This is a genomic window from Campylobacter concisus (assembly GCF_003048835.2).
Lineage (GTDB): Bacteria > Campylobacterota > Campylobacteria > Campylobacterales > Campylobacteraceae > Campylobacter_A > Campylobacter_A concisus_D.
This window is the reverse complement of record NZ_CP060705.1, coordinates 1,582,550-1,606,068: the sequence shown is the minus strand read 5'-3', so window position 1 is coordinate 1,606,068 and position 23,519 is coordinate 1,582,550. Positions and strand designations below refer to the sequence as shown.

Sequence of the window (23,519 nt, the reverse complement as noted above, 5' to 3'; positions counted from 1 at the left end):
GATAGTTTAGGGATTGTTTAGGAGTTCTTAATCTAAATCCTATAAAGAATATTTATAAAGGATGTCCTTAAGATAAGCATAATAGCTTTAAAGATAGCTATAAGATACCTTTAACTTACTTAAAAATATAGCCTTTTGGGATTATTAAAGATTGTTATAGGTATCTTTAAAACAAAGCCTAAAGATGTCCAATAAATATACTCTCCAATAACTCTAATAATTCCTTGCCATACTCTACGCTTTTAAAATGAGGTAGATCAAAATGTATCTACACAAGGACAATATCATCCTGAAATTTACTCTAGCTCTGATTTAATAAAATGATAAAAATATTTGGATACTCAGACAATACCAAGACAAACCATATACCCCCCCTAGCCCCCTCAAGTTACTTCTAAATACAAGCTTCTGCATTTTAATACTTCACAAGTACTCGCTTAATAACTACATCAAAAACCTTTACCACATAACATAAAGCAGGTTTTACCTCCAAGCTTACCATCTCCTATTGTGTATTATATCCATCCGCAAGTACTCTCAAAGCTACTATAAATAGCGTAAGAGTAAATGACATATACTATAGAAATAGAAGACAGAGGTATTGTGATACACAAAGTGATACACAAATCGCCTAGAAAAAATGTAAAAAATATGGTATAACTTCAGATCATATTAAAAACAATATCGCTTTAAATCGCTAGATAGTATCGTATTTTAGGGGTTTAATTGATGTAGGTTTATGGTGTCACGGGGGAGACTTGAACTCCCGACCTCCGGCTTATGAGACCAGCGCTCTAACCAGCTGAGCTACCGTGACAACTTAAAATAAGTTTTGGATTATACAACCTAAGAACTTATTTTTAGCTAAAATTTATCTCACAAATTTTATATATAAAAAGCAAATTTGACTGCAAAAGCAGCCAAATTTATTTAAGCTTTTTTAGTGAAAAATCCAACATAAATAGCGTATATAAAACCGATCACTACGGCATACGGGGCAAAAGGTGTGATGCCAGCTCCTGAGCTTGCAAGCACGAAGTTGTGACTTATAGCAGCACCTGCGCCCATGCCTAAAACAAATACGGCTGAGCTTAAATTTCCAGCTCCCATCTGCACTAGATGTTTGCCAGGGCAGCCGTAGCTTAGACTAAAGCAAAGACCAGCGAGCGTCATGCCTAAGAAGTTCCAAAACATATCATTGTGAGCGATAGGTTGTCCTTCAAAGCCAAATTTGTATTGATTTAGCACTAAATTTGTGATGCTTGCAAAAAGAACGATAGAGACTATGCCATAAAACATCGAAAAGTCACGTTCAAAAATTTTGCTGATAGCTCCCACTGAGCAAAATTTACTTCTTTGCATAAATGCGCCGATGATGATGGCACAAATAAGCGAGATAAATAAATTTGCATGCTGTGAGCCTGGACCTTTTTCTGAGCTAAATAACGCGCCATTTTCGCCAAGTTTTAGCCCAAAGATAAGTGCCATCAAAAGTAAAATCGCGATGATAGTTGGCAAAAATCCTATCGCCTTTGCAGTGGTTTCGCTCTCTGGCAAAACGTAGCCGTTTTTCTTAAAAGTTCGTCCCACAAAGACGCCAGCAAATAGGCCAACAACGCCAGCAATAGCGGTCATATCTCCGCCTCCAAGGCGCAAAAACGCCCTCCAAGGGCAGCCTAAAAATATGAGGCAGCCTATCATCGCAAACACGCCTAAGAAAAACCTAGAAAATGCCGCGCTACCAGATACTGGAGTGAAATTTCTACTCCAAAGCATGCTAGCTAGAAAGCCTCCGATGATAAGCCCTAAAATTTCAGGTCTTAGATACTGCACGACTTTTGCCTGGTGAAAGCCAAGTGCACCCATGCTATCTCGTAAAAAGCAAGCCGCGCAAACGCCCATGTTTGCTGGGTTGCCAAAATGAACGAGCACTGGAGCAAGTATGCCAAGGCTCGCACCTGCGATGATGTAAAGCAATGTTTTGCTCATGTAAATTCCTGTGTAAAAGTAAAACCAGACCGGTTTCTTAAACGACATTTTAATAATCATTAAATAAAACAAAGATTAATTTTTTTAAGAGCAAAGTGGCTAAAATATGCAACAATTTCATAAAAAGGATAAATGATGAAAGACTTTATGAGCTATGCAGATAGCCTGAAAATTCTAAAAGACACGATAAATGCGTGGGAAAAGGTTGAAAAAGTAGCCATCACAGATGCGCTTGATAGAAATATCGCCTATGATGTCACAGCTACTGAAAACTACCCAGCAAAGCCAGTTTCGGCGATGGATGGTTACGCTTTTGCCTTTAAAGAGGGCCTAAGCGAGCTTGAGCTCATCACAGATCTGCCAGCAGGTAGCGACAAAGGGCTACATGTAGAGGGTGGCAAATGCGTCAAAACCTTCACTGGCTCGCTAATGAGCGAAGGTACTGACACTCTTGTGCCGGTTGAAAATGTCGAGGTTAGCGGCTCAAAAATAATCATCAAAAAGAGCGTGCCAAAGGGCTTTGCCGTGCGAGCAGTGGGCGAGAGCTACAAAAAAGGCGAAATTTTAATAAAAAAAGGCACACGTCTAACATACTCTGAGATTGCGCTTCTTGCCGAGCTTGGCGTCTTTCACGTAAGCGTCTTTGTCCGCCCAAGAGTGGCGATACTAGCAACTGGCAGCGAGATAAAAGACCTTGGCGAACCGCTTGATAGTCCAGCGCAAATTCACAGCTCAAACCACGTAGGTATCGCTATGCAGATACGTAAAATGGGCGCGGAGCCGATCCTTTGTGAGATCGTAAGAGATAAGGCCGAGCTTGTCGAAAAAGCGATCATAAACGCGCTAAAATCAGCCGATATCTTGGTGACTACTGGTGGCATCAGCATGGGAGACTATGACTTTGTAAAGGGCGCTTTAAATGAAAATTTTAGTCTCATCATCGAGGGCGCTGCGATAAAACCAGGCCGCCATATCAGAGTGGCAAAATCAGGCGACAAATACATCTTTGCGCTGCCGGGATTTCCGTACTCGGCGATGGTTATGTGCGTGCTTTATGTAAGAGTGCTTATAAACACTTGGTTTAGCCAAGAAGAGCCAAAGATCACGGCGATAATGGACGAAGACTACAAAAAACGCTCGCCATTTTTGGAATTTACAGCGGTAAATTTAGAAAACAGAGATGGCAAAATTTTCGTAAATTTAAACGGTAAAAAGCTAGGCAGCTCAGCGATCGTAAATAACCTAACAAACGAAGCTGCACTGCTTATCATCCCAAAAGAGACAGAATTTATCGCAAAAGGTGAAGTGGTAGAAGTTTTAAAGATGCCTTGCTAAAGTGGGTGAAATTTAAATTTGCTAGAGTTGCTTTGGCAAATTTATAGCCCTTGAAGCACTACGACGTCGGTTATCTCGGCGTCTTTTTCTATCTTAGCGTCTAGCCCTTTGGCTATTTTTATAGTGATATCTTTTGTTTGATTTGGCGTTAGAAAGATCAAATTTCTAACGTCGTTTTCGTATTCGCTCAGTCTTTCGTAGTAGCCGTTTACGCCGTGCTTGCTCTTATACTCTGGCTTGATGAAATTTAGCCTAAAAACATCGGCGCCGTATTTGAAAGAGTACTCTTTAAATTCATATTTTCTTTGGCTGGTTGTTTTGAAATTTTCATTTAGTAGCTTTAAAAGTGCCTTGTCGCTAACATCTTTTGCGTCGCTCTCTTTTAGCACGATCTCGTCAGCTCCGTTTGGCTCTTTGTACTCGGTGCCATTTATGGAGTATATGGCGACGTGCATGTTATCTCTTTGCGATGCAGCACTCTTCATGAAAAACCTTAGCCTTGGATTTTGCGTGATCTGCACCTCTTTTGGAGCTACCTCGTTGCTGCTGCCATCAAGGTATTTTATCCCTTCAAAATTTAGCAAATTTGACTTTTTGGCTATGGATAGCGTGCAGTTTCTATCGCTTAAGCAGTGATGGACTAGGTCTTGCATGAGAGCGTAGTCTTCATTTACTCTTTTGGCACTTAGGGCGCTCTTTGGCACGTGTGCTACGCAGGTGCATGGCGAATTTGCCGAGCAGCCAACTATCGGCGAGCCAAGGAAGTCTCGACCTAGTATAAGCGCTATATCCTGAGATTTGATACTCTTGCCAGCTTTGCTTTTTAGCACCACTCTGCCACCATGCGGGCAAGTGATGATATCATCTTCTATGACTGGGTGAGCGGTGAAATTTGTAGCTACTGCACCCAAAGGCAAGCTTTGATGATCTAGCACCTCTTTGTTTTGCATTTGGCTCTCTTTTTTCTCATCATTGTTAGCTCTTTTTAGCTTTACATCCAAGCTACCCATATCTATATCATAGCCAAGCACTCTTATGCTTGTGTTTTTGTTTGTGATATCAAGAGAGCCTTTAGAGCTTTCATCATCTCTTGGGCTAAAGTAGTAAAATGGCTTTTGCTCATCTTTGTTTTCATATAGATCATGCTCTTTTTCATCTTTGAAATTTGTAAAGCCAAATTTATAGTCTTTAGCTTCATTTGCACCTTTTAGAAGTGTGGCGTTTAAGAAAAGATCGACCTTGTAGTTTTCTAGACTATCTATATCAAATTTATCTCTTATCTTGTCATATATCCTCTCAATATCCACTATGTCCTTATCTTTTGTAAATATGGCTAAACTCTCTTTATCTTTATCCACATATACGCTAGAGCTAGCTGATAAAAAGCCAAATTTTATCTCGCCTCTATCTTTTACATCATATAAATTTATAGAGCCACTCTGCGTGCCTTTGTCAAATAAAAGAGAGTAGGTCTGCTCTGATTTTTTCATAAAATATGCTTTGTTGTCTTGTGATGAAAGCGATCTTGTGAAATTTGACGCATAGGTGTAGAGCTTGCTAGCATCAGCCTTAGTGGTAGTGATATCACTAGAGCTCTCATCTACTACCTTATATGTCCTGCACTTATGCATAGCCCTTTGATCTTCTATAGTTTCACAACCACCTTCTTTAAATTTCTCAACTTCATCTTTGCTTATTATCTTTGTATATCGCTTCTCTTCACTAAGCTCAAATATATCTTCTATTATTAAAGCTTCTTGCTCGTCTTCTAAATTGTGATTTAATATCTTGAAGTCGTGTTTTATGTTATTTATTAGTATAAGCAACATCCAATTTTTGTTTTTGTTATATAAAAGAGGTGGAAGTGTAGCTTTGTTATCTATATAGGATGTTTTGTTTTTATATTCTATTAATAAATTTGTATCAAGATCAAATATAAGCTTATAGTTTTGCTCCATAAATTCATTTAGATATAAAAACGTACCCTTTAGGCTTACATTTTTTGTCTTTTCGTCATTATCTTTTTCATTTAAAAGATATGAGAAAAAGTATAGTGTAGTAGCCGTATAGGTAAGAAAGTGCGAGCTCATACTTACATTTGTTTTTAGTATCGCATCTACGTTGCCTATATTTATTAGCACTTCATTGCCATTTATATCAACCCCAAGGTCTTGTATAGCGTTCTCATAGAGTTTATTATTAAAAGCTAGGCTATCATTGTCTGTTTTCATGTGGTATATGTTGTTAAAATTTAAAAGTGCTGGTAGGTAGGTGTGGTCTTCGTTTGCAGAATACATATTCAAGTAAAGCGTTTTTTTATAATTTATATTAGTTCTGATTCTAGCATCAAGAGAGGGATCTCTTAATGCTTGGCTTATTATAAATATTTGGCTAGAAAGACCTTCTTCGATATTGAGCTTGCTTAATAATCCAGGTGAATTAAATGTATAAATTTCATCTATATATTCAGCAAAGGTAAAGGCACATACCTGAGTTAGATATCCACCAAGAGAGTGACCACAAATGTTTATCTTTTCACCTTCTTTTAAGATAGGTATCACATTATCCATAAAAAAATATATTAAAGAGGTTGCCTGGTTTGTTATGCGGTTAGTTGTTAACTGAACATCTGCATATAAGTCCTCTGGAGTGATCTCAGTGCCTCTAAAAGCTAGTATTTTTTTGTTGTTATCATTTGTATCTTCAAAAAGCGTGGCACTAAAACCTTCATTATCATTTTTTTGATGTTTTAGAAGTTTAAATCTTGATGTGAAATTTTTGGTACGTTTGGAGAGATTGTCTATTGTGTAGAACAGCATTTGTTCTTTTGTTGTTTCATCAACATCTATAAATGAGTGGATACTGTTGTCTATTTTTTGTGGTTTAGGGTTTGGTTTTTTAAGTTCGCTCGGTTTAAATATTTTTAAATCCTGCATAAATCTAGCTTCGACGCAAAGAGCGTAGGCAGTAGGTTGCCCTATTTCTCTTTTGTTATTTTTCGATAGAATGGTTTCATTATCTTTTGTAATTTCACTTTTCCAGTTTATCCCATCGGCATAATCCCATCTAGGGTTAGGTTTTTTTAAAATTCTCTCATTATGAAATTTATCCGAAAAACTCCAAATTTCATTCTCGTCTATGTATTCAAAAAACGCATAAGCAACATCGGCTATATCAGCATAGTCTTTTATCTTATTTACCATATCTTTATTTGTTAAATTTTTAAGAGTGTTCATTTATTTATCTTTTGAAATTTGTTGTCTATGAAGTAAAATTTATTATCTCCAATTAGTCTTTGAGTGTTTTCTTTAGTAAATTTTATTCCACTTGCTTCATCTCCATATAGTCCAAATATAACTTCTGTATAAAGTGTAGAAATTCCTATACTTATAGGCACAATAGTGTCATTGTCTATATAGAAATATCCTAAATTTATACTTAGATAGTTTTCATATTGATCGTAATCTTTGCCCATAAATTCTTTTAGTTTTTCTTCATAGTTATTTAAAATTTTATAGTTATCTATTTTTATATTGTCTTTTCTGGAGTAATATCTTTTGCCATTAGATAAAACCCTTTCTAGTTTAGGATTATCATAAAATCTCTCTTGTAGTAGTAACCTTAGTTGTTTGTTTTGTTCTTCTTTGTCTTGTATATTTGAGACTTCTTTTAGTATTTCTTTATTAACTTTATTCCTCTCACCTTCTCTCTTATCTATCTCCCTCTCCAGCTTCTCATCAAATACATAAACACCACCATATTTCTTAGCAATGCTCTCTTGCTCGCTAGTTAGATCAGAAATTCTTATAAAGCCATTAAAATAAGCAAGTGGCAGTAGTATAAATAAGCAGATAAAAACTATAAATTTGACTTTTTTCATCATAAATCCTTTTAAATTTAAAACTATACAAGATAGAAAATTTCTTTTAATTTTATTGTGATTATATTTATAATATTATTAATTTATTATGCTTAGTTGAGGTTTGTTGATTATAAAATTTATCAGACACACTCCAAATTTCATTCTCATCTATATACTCAAAAAAAGCATAACTAACATCAGCTATATCAGCATAGTCTTTTATCTTATTTACCATCTCTTTATTTGTTAAATTTTTAAGAGTATTCATATACTTATTCCTATTTATTTATCTTTTGAAATTTGTTATCTATTAGGTAAAAGTAATCATCTCCACCTACATCATTTATTATTGTTTTAGAAAATTTTATCCCACTTGCTTCATCTCCATATAGTCCAAATACTATCGTTGGCACATTGTAATATACAGATACAACAATAGGCACTATATCGCCATTGTCATTATCTGCATAAAAATAAGATAAAAGCTTACTTGGTTTAATCTTTTCTAAATTTTCTTTTCCAATAAATTCGTTTATTTTTTCAGAGTATTCTCTAGGCATCCAAGCTTGTTTTTTAAAATCATTTCCATAATCTCTTGTGGTTACATAATACTTTTTACCATTAGATAATGTCTGAATAGGCGTTGATTGTTGATTTGCAGTATCTTTTATAAATTTATCTTGTGCTTCACTATCGCTCTCAGTATTATATCTTTGCCTAAATTTTTCTTTATTATTGTTCCAAACTTTGTTTAAAAAATATCCATCAGTGGTAACCTGTTTTTTGACAATAAGCTCACACTCGTTTATTGTTTTGGTGGTATAACAATCTCTTAACTCTTTTATCTCTTCCTCTCTCTTATCTATCTCCTTCTCTAACTTCTCATCAAATACATAAACACCACCATACTTCTTAGCAATGCTCTCTTGTTCGCTAGTTAGATCAGAAATTCTTATAAAGCCATTAAAATAAGCAAGTGGTAGCAGTATAAACAAGCAGATAAAAACTATAAATTTGACTTTTTTCATCTCTTTTTCCCTATGAAATTTTCACTATTGTCTTATCTTTTGCTTTAAAGTCTTATTGTGATTAGTTTTTGTGGTGGTTTTAAATTTTAAAAAGCAGGGAGAGCTCCCTGCTGTGGTTATTTCTCTTCGTTTGTTTTAATGTAAGCGTAGTCAGAAATTTTAGTCCACTCTCTTGCTTTTTTAAGGAAAGCTCTTTGAGACTCGACGATCTCTTTAAATAGTGGATCTTTCGCGCTCTCTTCATCAAGTAGCTCATTTGTAGCCTTTTTAAGAGCTGCGATGACCTCTGGTGGGAAAGATTTTACTTGGATGTCTGGATACTCAGCCTTCATCTTGTCCCAGTACTCTACGTTTGCGTAAAATACCTTAGTATTCACATCTCTTGCCACCTCAGCAGCAGCCGCTTCAAAGATAGCTTTTAGATCATCTGGAAGTTTTTCATACGCATTTTTGTTGAAGAAAAACTGAGTTTCGCCATCTGGCTCTTGCCAGCCTGTGTAGTAGTATTTTGCCACTTTGTGAAAGCCAAGCGCCATATCGTAAGCTGGGCTAACCCACTCGACTGCATCGATCGTGCCCATCTCAAGTGCCATGTATAGCTCGCCAGTTGGGATAGTGTTGATATTTGCACCAAGTTTAGCGTAAATTTCACCGCCAAAGCCTGGAATTCTTATCTTTAAGCCTTTGATATCATCAACTGACTTGATCTCTTTTTTAAACCAGCCGCCCATTTGCATGCCAGTGTTGCCAGCTCTAAAAATTTTGATGTTATATGGGTCAAAAACTTTCGCCTCTAGCTCTTTGCCGCCGCCAAATTCATACCAAGCTGTTTGCTCGTCGGTATTCATCATAAATGGTGTCGCTGTAAAGAACATAGTCTTAGGATCTTTGCCCTTGTAGTAGTAGCTAGCTGTGTAGCCGATGTCGTACTGACCGCTCTTTGCAAAGTCAAGCATCGCAAAAGGTGACTTGTGCTTTGACGGGTAGTCGATCCTGATCTCGATGCGGCCGTTACTCATCTTTTCGACCTTCTCTTTTAACTCTTTTGGCACGTCACCAAGCACTGGCATAGTGCTCTCCCATGAGGTTGCAAGCTTGAGCTTATAGACTTTGTCATCTCCCATGGCAGCGCAAGCAAGAGCTGCTAGGCCAAGAGACGCTAATAAAAATTTATTCATACTCTCTCCTTTAAAAATTTTGCATATTATACAAAAAATTTACATTATTAAAATGTGTTATAATCGCAAAAATCAAATTACAGGGCATAAAAATGATAAAAAAGACGAAAATTGTAGCGACTTTAGGGCCAGCAAGTGATAACGAAGAGACGATGGAAGCGATGGTTAAAGCAGGTGTTAATGTTTTTCGTTTAAATTTTAGCCACGGAACACACGAATACCACAAATCAAACATCGACAAGATCAGAAACATCGAAAAAAGACTAAACAAACGCATAGGCATCTTGCAAGATATCTGCGGTCCAAAGATCAGAGTTGGCAAGCTTAGCGAGCCATTTTACTTAAAAGCTGGCGACGAGCTTAGCATATACGCAGAGGATATCGTGGGCGAAAAGATCGAAAAGGGTGTTTATAGAGTGAGCCTAAATCAGCCTCAAATTTTACCTATGCTAAAGGCTGGCGAGTACGTCTATCTCTACGATGGCTCGATCAGAGCAAGAGTTATAGGCGAGGGCAAAGATGTGGTAAAAACCATCATCGAAAATGACGGAATTTTAAACTCAAACAAAGGGGTAAATTTCCCAAACACCGCTCTTGGTATCGAGATCATCACGCCAAAAGATAAAGAAGATATGGAATTTGGCGCAAAACATGGCGTAAATTTCGTCGCCATTAGCTTCGTACAAGACGCAAATGACGTGATAAAAGCGAGAAATATCTTAAAAGAATTTGGCTCCAAAGCGGCTATCTTATCTAAGATCGAGAAATTTGACGCGGTTGAAAACATAGATGATATCATCGCAAAGAGCGATGGCATCATGGTAGCTCGTGGTGATCTTGGCATAGAAGTGCCATTTTACAAGGTCCCAACCATACAAAAGCTCATCATCAAAAAGGCAAATGCAGCCAGCAAGCCAGTCATCACAGCAACTCAGATGATGCTAAGCATGGCTGAGCATGAAACTGCTACAAGAGCGGAGATCAGTGACGTTGCAAACGCCGTGCTAGACGGCACTGACGCAGTTATGCTAAGCGAGGAGAGTGCGATCGGCAAAAACCCAGTCGCAGTCGTAGAGGCGATGAGTAAGACGATCATCCAGACGCAAAGTATCTATCCTTATAATAAATTTGACGAATTTGACTTTTTTGACGAGACAGACATGGTTGCAAATAGCGCAGCTTCGCTAGCCGTGCGTATCAAGGCAAATGCGATACTCTCTATCACAGGCTCTGGCAAATCGGCCATAAAACTAGCTAGAAACCGCACAAGTATCGACATCATCGCTATCGCACACGACGAGCAGACAGCTCACATGCTTACCCTTGCTTGGGGTGTGACGCCAGCGCTCGTGCTTGAAAAGACAAAGCTAAATATCCTACTTGCAAATGTCATCAAAAAGGCTTACGACGCTGGATACGTCGAGCATGACAAGACCTATCTCGTTACAGCTGGCCACCCAACAGGCGTAGAGGGCAGCACAAACCTCATACGTATCATCAGACGCGACCAGCTTGATTATTACCTTGATCTTGCAACTGAGTAAATTTATGGATTTAGTGCCTGATATTTTGGGCACTAAAATTTCTTTTAAATTTATGCGCTTTTATACACTCGCCTTGAAAATCTACCGAATTTAAATTCTTTATTTTGCCACTAAATTTAGAAGCGTGATATGCTCGCCCGTAAATTTTAAAATTCGCTTGAACTTTTTTGTAAAAATTAAATTTTTTAGTTCGTAGCGACAAATTTTAAATTTTCACTCACTCGCAAGAATTGACTACTAAAATTTGGCTTCGCTCATCGCTTAGCTCAAATTTTAGAGCCGAAATTGCTCGTTCATGAAATTTTAAAATTTACTGGAATTTCAATAAAATGCATGCATCGCAAAGCACTAAAGCATGCACTTCTAACGTGCGAGGGGGTTTGGGGGATTTTACTCGGGCTTCGCCTTGTAACTGCAAGCAGACCGTAATTCAAGTCCCCCTTGTCTTCCTTTAGAAGAAAAGCTTTTAAATTTAAAGTCCATTTTTCAAAAAAGAGAAACACACTATTTTGCAAATTTTAAAACTTTCATTCACTCGCAAGAATTGACTACTAAAATTTGGCTTCGCTTATTGCTTAGCTCAAATTTTAGAGCCGAAATTACTCGTTCATGAAATTTTAAAATTTGTCAGAATTTTCTAAAAATAAACCGCATGCAGTGCGAAGCACTAAAGCATGCCCTTCTAACGTTGTCAGAGTTAGGGGATCGTTAAGGGGGAAGAGAGCTTCTTTGCGTCGCTAGCTCGCAACTGCAAGCAGACCGTAATTCAAGCCTCTTCCCCCTTAACAAAGAAACAAACATTTAAATTTGATTAGATTGCTTTGCAAATTTTAAAACTTTACTCACTCGCCTTAGCAACTTACTAAATTTAGGGCTCATAACTATTCGCCACTAAATTTAGAAGTGTGATATACTCACTCATGAAATTTTAAAATTTGTATGAAATTTACTTGTAAAAATTAGGATATAAAATTTATTTTGAAAGAATTTGTGACGCCAAATTTAGTGCCACAAATTTAGATTTATTTTTTCTTTTTACCTTTTGGCTCGTCGCCTTTAAACCAGCTTTTTATCTTGTCAAAGACGCTCTCATCGGTGCTTGACTTGCCTGATTCTATGCCAAAGCTAGCTTGAAGCTTGTTTAAAAGCTCTTTTTGTTCGTCGCTTAGTTTGTCAGGCGTTTGGATAGAAATTTGAGCTACAAGTCTGCCTTTTTTGCGTGAATTTACGCCCTTGATACCCTCATTTTCAAAGATAAATTGCTGTTTATCTTTCGCGCCAACTGGTAGTTTTAGCTCGGCTTCACCGCGAAGTGTTGGGATTTTTATACTCTCACCAAGAACAGCTTGGGTAAAAAATACTGGAATTTCTATATAAACGTCGTCATTGTGGCGGATAAAGTGCTTATCGTCTTTTACATTTATGCTCACATAAAGATCGCCTTGAACGCCGTTTGCACCGATGTTGCCTTTACCAGCGACCCTCATCCTCATGCCACTATCGACGCCCTCTGGGATCGTGATCTTGACGCTTTGTTGCTGGATTTTATAAGCTTTTGCGTTGCAATCAGGGCATGGCTCGCTTATCACTTCGCCAGATCCGTGGCAGTATGGGCACTCTTGAACGATATTCATAAAGCCATTTCCGCGCGTGATCCTGCCGCTTCCGCCGCAGTGCTGGCAAGTTTTGTTTTTGCCGTCTTTGCTACCTGTGGCATTGCATGTTGGGCAAGGCACTTTTTGATCAAATTTGATCTCTTTTTCGCAGCCAAAAACAGCTTCGTTAAACTCTAAATTTATAGGAATTTCAAGATCAGCCGAGTACTTTTCAGTTCGTCTTTTTCTCTGTCTAGAACCACCGCCAAAACCGCCTCCAAAAAATGAGTCAAAAATGTCTGAAAGGTCAAAATCAGCGCTAAAGCCACCGCCACTGCCAAATCTGCCCTCAAGCCCTTCTTTGCCGTATCTGTCGTAGATAGAGCGCTTTTGCTCGTCGCTTAAGACCTGATAGGCTTCGTTTATCTGTTTAAATTTCTGCTCAGCCTCTTTGTCGCCAGCGTTTCTGTCTGGATGGTATTTTAAAGCGAGCTTCCTAAAGGCTTTTTTTATCTCGTCGCCAGTTGCATTTCTTGAAATTTCAAGGATCTCGTAATAATCAAACTCCACATTTTTCCTTGTTTATTAAGCTTATTTTAAATGTGAGATTTTATCCAAAAAAGTTTAAATTTAAAAAAAAATTTACATTTTTGCCGTATAATCTCTACTATTTTTCAATGAAAAGGATGATTTATGATTAACGTTTTAATGATCGAAGACGATCCAGAATTTGCTCAAATTTTATCTGAATATCTTGATAGCTTTAATATAAAAGTGACTAACTTTGAAGACCCATATCTAGGACTAAGCGCAGGGATAAAAAACTATGACCTGCTCATACTTGACCTTACTTTGCCTGGCATAGACGGTCTTGAAGTTTGTAAAGAAATTCGCCAAAAATACGACATCCCTATCATCATAAGCTCAGCTCGCAGTGACATCAGCGACAAGGTTGTTGGGCTTCAGCTTGGCGCGGATGATTATTTGCCAAAACCATACGATCCAAAAGAGATGTATGCTCGCATCACAAGTCTTATCAGAAGATATAAAAAGACAAATGAAGTTCAAGAAGAGGTCGTTGATAGCGCATTTAGGATAGACGACAAGCGCCATGAAATTTACTTTAATAATGAAGCCCTTGCTCTAACACCTGCTGAGTATGAAATTTTAACCTATCTCATCAAACAGCACAGCTTTTCAGTATCTCGCGAGCAGCTAGTTTATAACTGCAAGAGCCTAAAAGATAAGGACTCAAAGAGCCTAGATGTCATCATTGGACGCCTTAGAACAAAGATCGGCGACAGCTCAAAAGCGCCAAAACATATATTTTCAGTTAGAGGCATAGGATATAAGCTTATCGGATGAAATACTCCATAACAACCAAGATAACTATCATCTTTGCCATCGCTTTCTCGCTGATGTGCTTGCTCTTTGTGACATTTGCAAACATTCAGCAAGAAAGTGCACTTGAGAAGCTAAAAGACAAACAAATAAGCGCTATGAACTATCTTGTGGCGCTTTACGAGCGTGGCAATCCCCCAAGAGATTTGGAGCACTACTTTAAAAATTTCAATCTAGAATATGTCGGCAACAAAAATTTAGCCACCTCAGTTACTACAAGCGGAAACGCCATTTTTACGCAGCATACGCCTCTTGGCATGATGCAGTCGGTTAATTACAAAGGCGATTTGTATCTACTTATCAAAAATCCATCTTTTCAGCTGCTACTTGAGAGCAACGATGCAAGACACGTAAATGACCCGCTTTGGGTGGCATTTTTGATCATCTCGGCTCTACTTATCTCGCTTTACGTCTCGGTGCTTAGAAGCCTCTTGCCGCTTAGAAGACTTAGCAAAGATATCAGAAAATTTGCCAGCGGAAACATGGAGATGGCGATGACTGCAAGGCTAAATGAAAACGAGCAAGACGAGATCGGGCAGGTGGCGGTCGAGTTTGACAACGCCGTTTGCAAGATCAGAGAGCTCATCCGCTCAAGGCAGTTATTTTTACGTGCGATCATGCATGAGCTAAAGACGCCTATTGGCAAGGGTAGGATCGTCTCTGAGATGGTCGCAAACGACACCCAAAAGATGAGGCTCATAAACGTTTTTGAGCGCCTTGAGATGCTTATAAATGAATTTAGCAAGGTAGAGCAGCTCCTTTCAAAAAGCTATGCACTAAACTATCAAGAGTGCCATTTCTCGCTCATTTTAGAGCAAGTGCAAGATATGCTCATGCTTGATAAATTTGAAGAGCGAGTGAGCTGTGACATCAGAGATGACGTTATATTAAGAGTTGATTTTCAGCTTTTTAGTTTGGCGATTAAAAATTTGATAGATAACGCCCTAAAATACGCAGAAGATAAAAAGGCTATCTTAATCTGCGATAGCGAATTTATAGCGGTTAAAAATTTAGGCAAAAAGCTAAATCACCCGATTGATTACTACAAACAAGCCTTTGTTAGAGGCGACAAGGTGAGTGCTGGAAGCGGCATGGGGCTTGGACTTTACATCATCGAGCAAATTTGCCAGATGCAAAAATTTGAGCTTGCTTACGACTATGAAGATGGCTATCACGTCTTTAAAATTTTACTTCGTGCAAAGGCAAAACGCGCATGAAAAGGGGCTTAGAGAAATTTAACGAGCTAACTGAGTCTTTTGCCAGGCTTCCAGGTGTGGGAAAAAAATCAGCCGCAAGATTTGCCTACTTTGTCTGCATGCAAGATAGCTTTGCAGGGCTAAGGCTCGCGCAAAATATCGAAGATGCGGTGAGATTTATCAAGCGCTGTGAGCGTTGCGGTGGGCTAAGCGAAAATGAAATTTGTGACATTTGCAGCGACGAGAGCAGGGACAGCGAAGTCATCTTACTGGTTGAAAGCCCAAAAGATATCTTGGTTTTTGAGCAAAATGGCATCTACAATGGCCTTTACTTCGTACTTGACGAGATCGACGAGGACGCCATAGAGAGGCTGCGAAGTGCTATCACGCAAAATGGCTCAAAAGAGGTCGTCTTTGCCTTTACGCCGGGGCTAAATTCAGACGCGCTCATGCTTTACGTAGAGGATAAGCTTGGAATGAGTGAAATTTCATTTAGCAAGATCGCTCAAGGCGTGCCAACTGGCGTAAATTTAGAAAACGTCGATATGCTCTCGCTCTTAAAAGCCTACGAGAGCCGCACAAAAGCCTAATTAAAATTTCTTTTAGTTATAATCTCACCTAAATTTATAATATTTAGTCCGCGTAGCCGCTGCTAAATTTAAAAGGATAGAGATTGATTTTACTTATAGATAACTACGATAGTTTTGTCTTCAACGTCGAGCAGTACGTAAAAGAGCTCACCAGCGAAGAGGTTAGATGCGTTAGAAACGATAAGATAACGCTTGAAGAGATCAAAAAACTAAGTCCAAGTAAGATCATCCTAAGCCCAGGTCCAAAGCACCCAAAAGATAGCGGAGTTTGCTTAGAAATTTTGCAGGCAGACCTTGGCGTGCCAGTGCTTGGCATTTGCCTTGGACACCAAGCCATCGGTCTAAGCTACGGCGCAAAGATAAAAAGACTAGATGACCCGCTTCACGGCAAGACCTCGTTTATCGACGTGAAAAACAAAGAGCCACTCTTTGCAGGGCTGCCTGAACGCTTTGAGGTTATGCGCTACCACTCGCTCTATGTCGATGAGCTCCCAGCTAGCTTAAGCGCTGATGCGGTGAGCGATGATGGCGTAGTTATGGCGCTTAGCGTTAAAGATAAGCCGATCTTTGGCATCCAGTTTCACCCTGAAAGCTACTTCACACAATACGGCAAAAAGATCGTTGAAAATTTTGTAAATTTCAAAGCAAAAGATGAGGTAAAAGAGCCTAAAATCCGCTCACTTAAGCCTTATCTTATCAAGCTTCAAGAAAACATCCCACTTGATGATAGCGACTTTGAGCAAATTTGCGAGATAATAGCCAGTAAAGAGTATGAGATCGTGCAGCTTTCGGCACTTTTGGTGCTCATTAGCGAAAAGAGCCTCTATCCAAAAAGCCTCGCTGCACTTGCAAAAAATATCCTAAAATACTCACAAACCTACCGCGATGATACGCCTATGATCGATCTTTGCGGCACTGGAGGCGATGGCTTTAAGACGATAAATATTTCAACTACTGTGGCTTTCATCCTTGCAAGCCTTGGTGTAAAGGTCGCAAAACACGGCAACAAGGCAGTTTCAAGTAAGTCAGGTAGCTCTGATGTGCTTGAAATTTTAGGCGTAAAAAGTGAAAAATCACTGGCAAAACAGCGTGAAAATTTAGCAAATAAAAATTTAGCCTTTTTCCATGCGCCATTTTTCCATCCGCTAGTTGGCGAGGTGAGAGAAGTGCGCCAAAGACTTGGCATAAGGACCGTATTTAACGTTCTTGGACCTCTTTTAAATCCAAATTTAAACCTTACAAACCAGCTAGTTGGCGTCTATCATAAGCCCGTTCTAAAACTCTACGCCCAGACGCTTAAGATCCTTGGCAGAAAGCACGCTTTGGTCGTTCGTGGCGATGACGGGCTAGACGAGATCACGCTTTGTAGCGAAACGAGCGTTGTGGAGCTAAAAAATGGTGAATTTTTTGAGTATAGCATCACGCCAGAGCAGTTTGGCTTTAAAAGAGCGCTTCACAGCGATATCGAGGGCGGCACACCAGAAGAAAACGCCAAAACTTTGATACGCACGCTAAAAGGCGAAGAGCAGGGGGCGAAATTTGACATCGTGGTCTTTAATGCGATGTTTGCGCTATACGCGGCTGATGGGGCAAAGAGCCCAGACGAGGCCAAAAAAATGGTGCTTGAGGCGATAAATTCTGGCAAGGCGTATAAATTTTATGAAGAGTTTATAAAGGCACAGGCGTAATGGCGCTAGTTAAAATTTGTGGCATCAAGACGCTAGATGAGGCGAGTGCGGTTTGCGCTTTGGATGTTGATTTTATCGGGCTGATATTTGCCAAAAGCAAAAGAAGGGTCGAGCTAAATTTAGCTAGGCAGATAGCTAAATTTGCTCACAGCAAGGGCAAAAAAGCAGTTGGCGTCTTTGCTTTGCAAAGCGAGTGCGAGATAATGGAAATTTGCCAGTTTGCAGGGCTTGACGTGGCTCAGGTGCACGGAGCGATCAGTGAAAATTTGCATGCAAATTTAAAAGATATGGGGCTTGAGATTTGGCAGGTTTTTAGCGTGAAAGATAGCTTGCCAGAGATTGATTTTAAGCATTTTGACATGGCGCTTTTTGACTGCAAGGGCGAAAATGCCGGCGGAAATGGCACTAGCTTTGAGTGGGAAATTTTAAAAGAGCTTAAGTTTAAATTTGGCATGGCTGGGGGTATAGGCGAGCACAATATAAAAGAGGCGCTGAAATTTAGGCCATACCTAGTCGATATCAACTCAAAAGTCGAGGACGAAAACGGCATAAAAGATGCGCAAAAGATAGAGAGAATTTTAAAGATCATAGGTGAGGTAGAAGATGAATAGTAAAGCATATTTTGGAAAATTTGGCGGGCAGTTCGTGCCTGAGACGGTGATGTTTGCACTTGATGAGCTGGAGAGTGCTTATGCTAGCATCGCAAAGACAAAAGAGTTTAAAGACGAGCTTGATGATCTTTTGAAAAACTACGTTGGCAGGCCTAGTCCGCTCTTTTTTGCAAAGCGTCTGAGCGAGCACTACGGACATGAAATTTACCTAAAAAGAGAGGATTTAAACCACACGGGCGCACATAAGATAAATAACGCTCTTGCTCAAGCATTGCTTGCTAAAAAAATGGGTAAAAAGAAAATTTTAGCTGAGACTGGAGCTGGTCAGCACGGCGTAGCAACAGCGACTGCAGCGGCACTTTTGGGGCTAGAGTGTGACGTCTATATGGGTGCAACTGACGTTGCTAGACAGCAGCTAAATGCCTTTCGCATGCAGCTTCTTGGCGCAAAGGTGGTGAGCGTAGAAGATGGCTTAAAAACGCTAAAAGAGGCTACTACGGCGGCCATACAAGCGTGGGTAAATGAGATAGAGAGCGCATTTTACGTCATCGGCTCAGCCGTTGGCCCACACCCATATCCAAAGATCGTGCGTGACTTTCAAAGCATCATCGGCACAGAGGCAAAAGCTCAGCTAGCAGAGTATGGCAAAAAGGCCGACTACGTCATCGCCTGCGTTGGCGGCGGCAGTAATGCTATTGGCATTTTTAGCGCGTTTTTGGACGATGAGAGTGTAAATTTAGTAGGTATAGAAGCTGGCGGCCTTGGCATAGATACGCCTTATCACGCAGCTACGCTTAGCAAAGGCAAAACCGGCATCATCCACGGCATGAAAACGACGGTCTTACAAGATGAATACGGCATGATCTCGCCAGTGCATAGCATCTCAGCAGGCCTTGACTACCCAGGCATCGGCCCAGAGCACGCCCATCTAAATGACATCAAAAGGGTAAGATACGAAGCGGTGACCGATGATGAGTGCATAAACGCCTTGTATTTTCTAAGTAAGATGGAGGGCATCATCCCAGCTATCGAGAGCGCGCATGCGGTGGCGTATCTGGAGAAGCTTTGCCCAAAACTTGATAAAAAAAGCGTCATCGTCGTAAATGTCTCAGGCAGGGGCGATAAGGACATAAACACAGTCATCGGCTACGAAAAAGGAAAAATTTATGGATAAGGTTAGAAGCGCATTTAACGGTAAAAAGGCAAATATAGGCTACATCGTGGCTGGATATCCAAGCTTAGAGAAAACTAAGGAATTTTTAGAAAATTTAGATGAGAGCACACTTGATCTACTGGAGATCGGTATCCCATATTCTGACCCGCTGGCTGACGGCAAACTCATCGCGCAAGCTAGCTTTGAGACAGTTCAAAGTGGCGTAAATACCGACGTTGTCTTTGACATGCTTGAGGGATGCAAGGCAAAAGTGACAAAGCCACTTGTCTTTTTAGTTTATTACAACATCATCTTTGCTTATGGCGTGGATAAATTTCTAAAAAGATCATGTGAAGTAGGAGTGAGCGGCTTTATCGTGCCGGATCTGCCTTGTGAGGAGTGCGAGGAGTTTGCTCTAAAGTGCAAGGAGCTAAATTTATGCCTTGTGCCACTTATCAGCGTCACTTCTGGGGGCAGGGCGGATGAGATATTAAAATTTGGCTCAGGATTTATCTACGTGCTAGGTGCTATCGGCGTTAGCGGTTCAAAAAGAGCTGATGAAGATAGGATAAAAAATTTAGTCCTAGAGCTTAAGAAAAAGAGCGATCTGCCAGTGGCTGTGGGTTTTGGCATCAAAAACAAAGATGATGTTAGTGAAGTGAAAAAATATGCTGACGCTGCGATCATAGGCACGCAAATAGTCAAGCTTTGTGCTAAATTTAGCGCAAAAGAGCTAGTGAAAGAGGTCGATAAACTCTTTTAAAATGCTTAATAAATTTATAGCTAATTTAGTAAAGCCAAAGTATAATTAACGCGCATTTCAAGTCTTAAGGAAGAGATATGAGAAAAGTTATAGATGAAGCCACAAGCTATCTTTGCAAGGATACTTTGGGGTTGGATTTAGAGTTTGGCAAGAGCCTTGGTAAAGGATTTTACGGGGCTAGCATACCAGTTTATAAGGGTAAAAACGAGTATCAGTTTTATCTTTTTTTTAAAAAAGATACTTTAAAAATTTTCATGAATGCCTTTTTTGGTCACGAAGATGTTGATGGTGGAGATCTGGACGATCTTTGCAAAGAGATAGCCAATCAGATCATCGGTAAGGCTAAAAATCTACTAAATGAAAAAGAGTCAAATGCTTATAAGCTTGGAACGCCTGAGTTTTTGGGTGAGGTTGAGAATTTTGGCATAAAGCTAAAAGAGAGATTTATATATAAGATAAAAAATAGAACATTTCAAATAGGCTACAAGATACAATGAACGACGAAGGTGCGATAGAGACACTAGAACAGCTAGGGCTTTTTAAGAGTTATGATGAGCTTATGGATATAAGCGTTGATTTTATAGCTGAGCTAGGAACTACCACAGTTAGCATAAATGAGCTTTTGAAATTTGAAGCTGGCTCGGTCATAGACCTAGAAAAGCCAGCTGGTGAGAGCGTGGAGCTATATATAAATAATAGAATTTTTGGAAAAGGCGAAGTAATGGTTTATGAGAAAAATTTAGCCATCAGGATAAATGAAATTTTGGACTCAAAGTCAGTTATTCAGTACTTCAAAAAAGAACTTTTATGAAATTTATACTATTTTTTGTGCTTTTTGCTACGCAGATCTTTGCCTCAAACTTGCTAACATACAATATCTATGAGCGTACCGACAGGGTCGATATCATGCTTAGCTTTGATGCGCCGTATGAGGGCAACATCTTTCAAAAGCGTGAAAAAGATACGACCTCTTTGATACTAAATTCTCTAAGCTACGATCAAAGCGCGAGCAAAGATATAAACTCAAAGATCATTCAAGAGCTAGATATTGAGCCAAAACAAAACTCGCTAGTGCTAAATTTGCGATCAAATGATGCCATCATCGTAAATGCGTCAAAGACAACTGACAGCTTCGGACTTCGCATCCGCGTAACACTAAAAAACACAAAAACGCAGGTGCAAAATATGCCACAAGCTAGCGCAAAGATAGAAACTGCTAGCACGCCAAAGACAGAAAATGAACCTATGGTAAATATTGATTCGAGATACTTCATCGTCCTAAGTGTGCTCATCGCGCTTCTTATATTTTTATATGTTTTTAAACGATATATCACTTCAAAAAGTAGTGATTTTAGCGGGTTTAAAACGCCACAAAATCAGCCACAAAATGACACAAAGTCGATGAACTGGCTGCTTAAAAACCAAAATAGTGGCGTCAATATCATATACGAAAAATATCTTGACCGCACAAACAAGCTAATGCTTCTAAGCTACGAAAATAGGCGCTATCTGGTCATCGTAGGCAGCTCAAACGTCATGCTTGATAGCTTTGGCGAGGATAAGATCCAAAATGAGCAAGACTTTGCTGTTTTCTTTGAAGAAAATAAGAAAAAACTTGGTTCATTTTTACAAGAGCGCCAAAATAGCCTAAATAACTACAAAGATAAAATGAGCGGGGAATTTTAGCCCCGCTTCGTTGTGCTGCTAAAATTTTATAAACTCTTTTTGTAAAATTTAAAAGCAGTTTTGTGCCTGCTATGCTGGTGTTAGCTTACAAAGCAAACCTCGAGACCTTTTTTGTTTCACTTTTGATAAATTTATATTGTGAGCAAAATTTTAAAATTCCACTCACTAGCAAGAATTGACTACTGATTTTAGGCCTCGCAAAGCTTGCCACTAAAATCAGAGCCGAAATTACTCGTTCATGAAATTTTAAAATTTATTTGACGCTATCGATAAAGTGGCGCTTAAGCGTATTAAAAGAGTGGGGGCAAGTAGGATGGACTTTGTGTTTGCTTTATATTTGCGGACATGAAACGCAAATTTTAAAACACTTTACATATTTCATCCAGTCCATAATAAAAATTTAATTTTTGCCAAAATGCTAGCAAATTTTAAAAACGCAGCTACTTTTATCCTACACAAACGAAATTGCGAAAATTTCAGGCTTTGCGATCTTTTTTATCTCTTCTTTTGCCATGGCAAATTCTTTTGCTCCCTCTATTTTTAGCGTATGACCGCTAAACTCGAAGCTTAAATTTAGCTTCTCGCAGGTTATATCAAGTGCCTTGGCTAGCGCAAGGATGAAGCTTAGCCACCTTACACACTCAGCCTTTGGCAATAAATTTTTATACTTTTCAAACTCATAAATATTTTTCTTGCCGTTTGTTCCGATGACCGCGGCTATTAGCGTCTTTTGTTCGTGTGAAAAGCCGTAGTTTAGGGCATTTAGTATGATATAGGCTGAGTTTTTGTGATCACCGTAAAAGCCTATCTCTTGACCGACGTTGTGGAGCTTTGCAGCAATTAGCAGCGTCTCAAGATAGCTCTCATTTAGTCCATGAAGCTTTTTAAGCGCCACAAAAATATCCTTTGCGTATCTTACCACGGCTTTATTACAAGAGAGGATGAAGCGATCTTGCAGGCTTTTGACGCTTGGGTTAAAATTTTCTGGAAATTTAAGACTTGGACGCAAAAAGTCTTTTAAAAAGACGCCCTCTCTTACGCCAACGCCACTTGTGATAACGTTTTTGGCGTTTAGCGCCTTAGCAAGGGCTAAAAATATATGCGCACCCTCTCTGATGGTGTCATATCTATCTTTTTTTATAGGGAATTTATTTAGCTCAAGCACGCTAACGTTTGCGATGCTCTCGATGTAGGCTTGTTCGTCGCTAAGCTTGTAGCAAAAGCCATGTAGCGACGAGAGCGGATATAAATTTTTGCTCATTATGGCCGATGAGATCGCTCTTAAAGAGCCGCCGATCGCTATTAAATTTGGACACTTAAATCGCTCATCTATCTGCGCCGTGATCTGCGACAGAAATTTAGGTAGTTTGTTTAAATTTTTCTTATCAAAAAATAGCTCTTTTAGCCTCACTGTGCCTATATCAAGCGAGAGGACATCGACTATCTTGCCGTTACTTATCCTAGCAAGCTCGGTCGAGCCTCCGCCGATATCGACAGTGACGCACTCGGCTAGATTGTAAAGCAAATTTTTAGCCGCTATCGCTCCAAAAGTAGCCTCTTCTTTGCCGTCAATCACTTTTAAATTTATGCCAAGTTTTTTTCTTAAAAGCGAGATCAAAACGCATGAGTTTGGAGCATCTCTAAGCGCTGAAGTACCGACACATAGGACTTTGGAGCATTTATAGCTTTTTATGATGTTATCAAATTCGCTAAAGGCTTTGATCGCTTTTTGCATTGAAGCTTCTGAAATTTCGTTGTTTGAGCCGTATCCGCCTTCACCCAGTCGCACTTTGGTTTTGTATTCAGCTAGTATAAAAAATGCTAAGCGTGATGTGCGCTCAAATATTGCCATACGCATAGAATTTGAGCCAAGATCGATCACTGCGGTTCTCTTTGCCAT

20 protein-coding genes and 1 tRNA gene are annotated in these 23,519 nt (G+C 39.3%); 12 read left to right on the top strand and 9 right to left on the bottom strand.

The window, feature by feature from the left end; all coding sequences use genetic code 11:
- Window positions 1–740 precede the first annotated feature (740 nt).
- A tRNA-Met gene (locus CVT08_RS08090) sits at window positions 741–817 on the bottom strand.
- Between the two features lie 113 nt (window positions 818–930).
- On the bottom strand, window positions 931–1,989 hold the full coding sequence (yedE, locus tag CVT08_RS08085) for a YedE family putative selenium transporter (protein WP_107855832.1): 1,059 nt from the start codon (window positions 1,987–1,989) through the stop codon (window positions 931–933).
- A 135-nt stretch (window positions 1,990–2,124) separates the two neighbouring features.
- Between yedE and CVT08_RS08080 the strand changes: the two genes are divergently transcribed.
- Entirely contained in the window at window positions 2,125–3,324 is a 1,200-nt protein-coding gene (locus CVT08_RS08080; RefSeq protein WP_107855833.1) for a molybdopterin molybdotransferase MoeA, read from the top strand.
- 41 nt (window positions 3,325–3,365) lie between these two features.
- On the opposite strand, the gene CVT08_RS08075 is transcribed toward CVT08_RS08080, so the two are convergent.
- The 5 genes from CVT08_RS08075 to CVT08_RS08055 all read right to left on the bottom strand — a co-directional run bounded on the left by CVT08_RS08075 (window position 3,366) and on the right by CVT08_RS08055 (window position 9,392).
- Window positions 3,366–6,560 (bottom strand): Mbeg1-like protein, encoded by a 3,195-nt coding sequence (locus tag CVT08_RS08075; protein ID WP_107855834.1) that lies wholly within the window; start codon window positions 6,558–6,560, stop codon window positions 3,366–3,368.
- Window positions 6,557–7,204: a hypothetical protein gene (locus tag CVT08_RS08070; protein ID WP_107855835.1), complete on the bottom strand. Its 648-nt coding sequence runs from the start codon at window positions 7,202–7,204 to the stop codon at window positions 6,557–6,559. The genes CVT08_RS08075 and CVT08_RS08070 overlap by 4 nt, the downstream gene beginning before the upstream one ends.
- 67 nt (window positions 7,205–7,271) lie before the next feature.
- Complete coding sequence (locus CVT08_RS08065) at window positions 7,272–7,454, bottom strand: hypothetical protein (protein ID WP_107855836.1); 183 nt, start codon at window positions 7,452–7,454, stop codon at window positions 7,272–7,274.
- A 10-nt stretch (window positions 7,455–7,464) separates the two neighbouring features.
- Window positions 7,465–8,214, bottom strand: a complete 750-nt coding sequence (locus CVT08_RS08060) for a hypothetical protein (protein ID WP_107855837.1) — start codon at window positions 8,212–8,214, stop codon at window positions 7,465–7,467.
- 116 nt (window positions 8,215–8,330) lie between these two features.
- Window positions 8,331–9,392 carry a TRAP transporter substrate-binding protein gene (locus CVT08_RS08055; protein ID WP_021089010.1) on the bottom strand — a complete coding sequence of 354 codons (1,062 nt, stop codon included), beginning with the start codon at window positions 9,390–9,392 and terminating at the stop codon, window positions 8,331–8,333.
- Window positions 9,393–9,484: 92 nt separating this feature from the next.
- On the opposite strand from CVT08_RS08055, the gene pyk reads away from it, so the two are divergent.
- A complete protein-coding gene (pyk, locus tag CVT08_RS08050) occupies window positions 9,485–10,936 on the top strand; it encodes a pyruvate kinase (RefSeq protein WP_107855838.1) in 1,452 nt (483 codons plus the stop codon).
- Between the two features lie 1,022 nt (window positions 10,937–11,958).
- On the opposite strand, the gene dnaJ is transcribed toward pyk, so the two are convergent.
- Complete coding sequence (dnaJ, locus tag CVT08_RS08045; RefSeq protein WP_107855839.1) at window positions 11,959–13,101, bottom strand: molecular chaperone DnaJ; 1,143 nt, start codon at window positions 13,099–13,101, stop codon at window positions 11,959–11,961.
- Window positions 13,102–13,224: 123 nt separating this feature from the next.
- Here dnaJ and CVT08_RS08040 point away from each other — a divergent pair, with 123 nt between their 5' ends.
- From CVT08_RS08040 to CVT08_RS07995, 10 genes are all read left to right on the top strand, one after another.
- A complete protein-coding gene (locus CVT08_RS08040) occupies window positions 13,225–13,896 on the top strand; it encodes a response regulator transcription factor (protein ID WP_009294394.1) in 672 nt (223 codons plus the stop codon).
- Window positions 13,893–15,149, top strand: a complete 1,257-nt coding sequence (locus tag CVT08_RS08035) for an ArsS family sensor histidine kinase (protein WP_021086841.1) — start codon at window positions 13,893–13,895, stop codon at window positions 15,147–15,149. Before CVT08_RS08040 ends, CVT08_RS08035 begins: the two co-directional genes overlap by 4 nt.
- Window positions 15,146–15,718 carry a recombination mediator RecR gene (gene recR / locus CVT08_RS08030; protein WP_103567635.1) on the top strand — a complete coding sequence of 191 codons (573 nt, stop codon included), beginning with the start codon at window positions 15,146–15,148 and terminating at the stop codon, window positions 15,716–15,718. Before CVT08_RS08035 ends, recR begins: the two co-directional genes overlap by 4 nt.
- Window positions 15,719–15,801: 83 nt before the next feature.
- On the top strand, window positions 15,802–17,406 hold the full coding sequence (trpD, locus tag CVT08_RS08025) for an anthranilate phosphoribosyltransferase (RefSeq protein ID WP_107855840.1): 1,605 nt from the start codon (window positions 15,802–15,804) through the stop codon (window positions 17,404–17,406).
- Window positions 17,406–18,017: a phosphoribosylanthranilate isomerase gene (locus tag CVT08_RS08020; protein WP_107855841.1), complete on the top strand. Its 612-nt coding sequence runs from the start codon at window positions 17,406–17,408 to the stop codon at window positions 18,015–18,017. The genes trpD and CVT08_RS08020 overlap by 1 nt, the downstream gene beginning before the upstream one ends.
- The gene (gene trpB / locus CVT08_RS08015) at window positions 18,010–19,191 is read left to right on the top strand and encodes a tryptophan synthase subunit beta (RefSeq protein WP_107855842.1); all 1,182 of its coding nucleotides are present in this window, start codon (window positions 18,010–18,012) and stop codon (window positions 19,189–19,191) included. Before CVT08_RS08020 ends, trpB begins: the two co-directional genes overlap by 8 nt.
- The gene (gene trpA, locus CVT08_RS08010; protein WP_107855843.1) at window positions 19,184–19,933 is read left to right on the top strand and encodes a tryptophan synthase subunit alpha; all 750 of its coding nucleotides are present in this window, start codon (window positions 19,184–19,186) and stop codon (window positions 19,931–19,933) included. The genes trpB and trpA overlap by 8 nt, the downstream gene beginning before the upstream one ends.
- Before the next feature lie 77 nt (window positions 19,934–20,010).
- On the top strand, window positions 20,011–20,430 hold the full coding sequence (locus tag CVT08_RS08005) for a chemotaxis protein CheX (RefSeq protein WP_107855844.1): 420 nt from the start codon (window positions 20,011–20,013) through the stop codon (window positions 20,428–20,430).
- Window positions 20,427–20,744, top strand: coding sequence for a flagellar motor switch protein FliN (fliN, locus tag CVT08_RS08000; protein ID WP_002942551.1), 318 nt, complete (start codon window positions 20,427–20,429; stop codon window positions 20,742–20,744). Before CVT08_RS08005 ends, fliN begins: the two co-directional genes overlap by 4 nt.
- Window positions 20,741–21,619: a hypothetical protein gene (locus tag CVT08_RS07995; protein WP_002942603.1), complete on the top strand. Its 879-nt coding sequence runs from the start codon at window positions 20,741–20,743 to the stop codon at window positions 21,617–21,619. Before fliN ends, CVT08_RS07995 begins: the two co-directional genes overlap by 4 nt.
- 451 nt (window positions 21,620–22,070) lie before the next feature.
- Here CVT08_RS07995 and CVT08_RS07990 read toward each other — a convergent pair whose 3' ends face one another.
- A complete protein-coding gene (locus CVT08_RS07990; RefSeq protein ID WP_107855845.1) occupies window positions 22,071–23,519 on the bottom strand; it encodes a Ppx/GppA phosphatase family protein in 1,449 nt (482 codons plus the stop codon).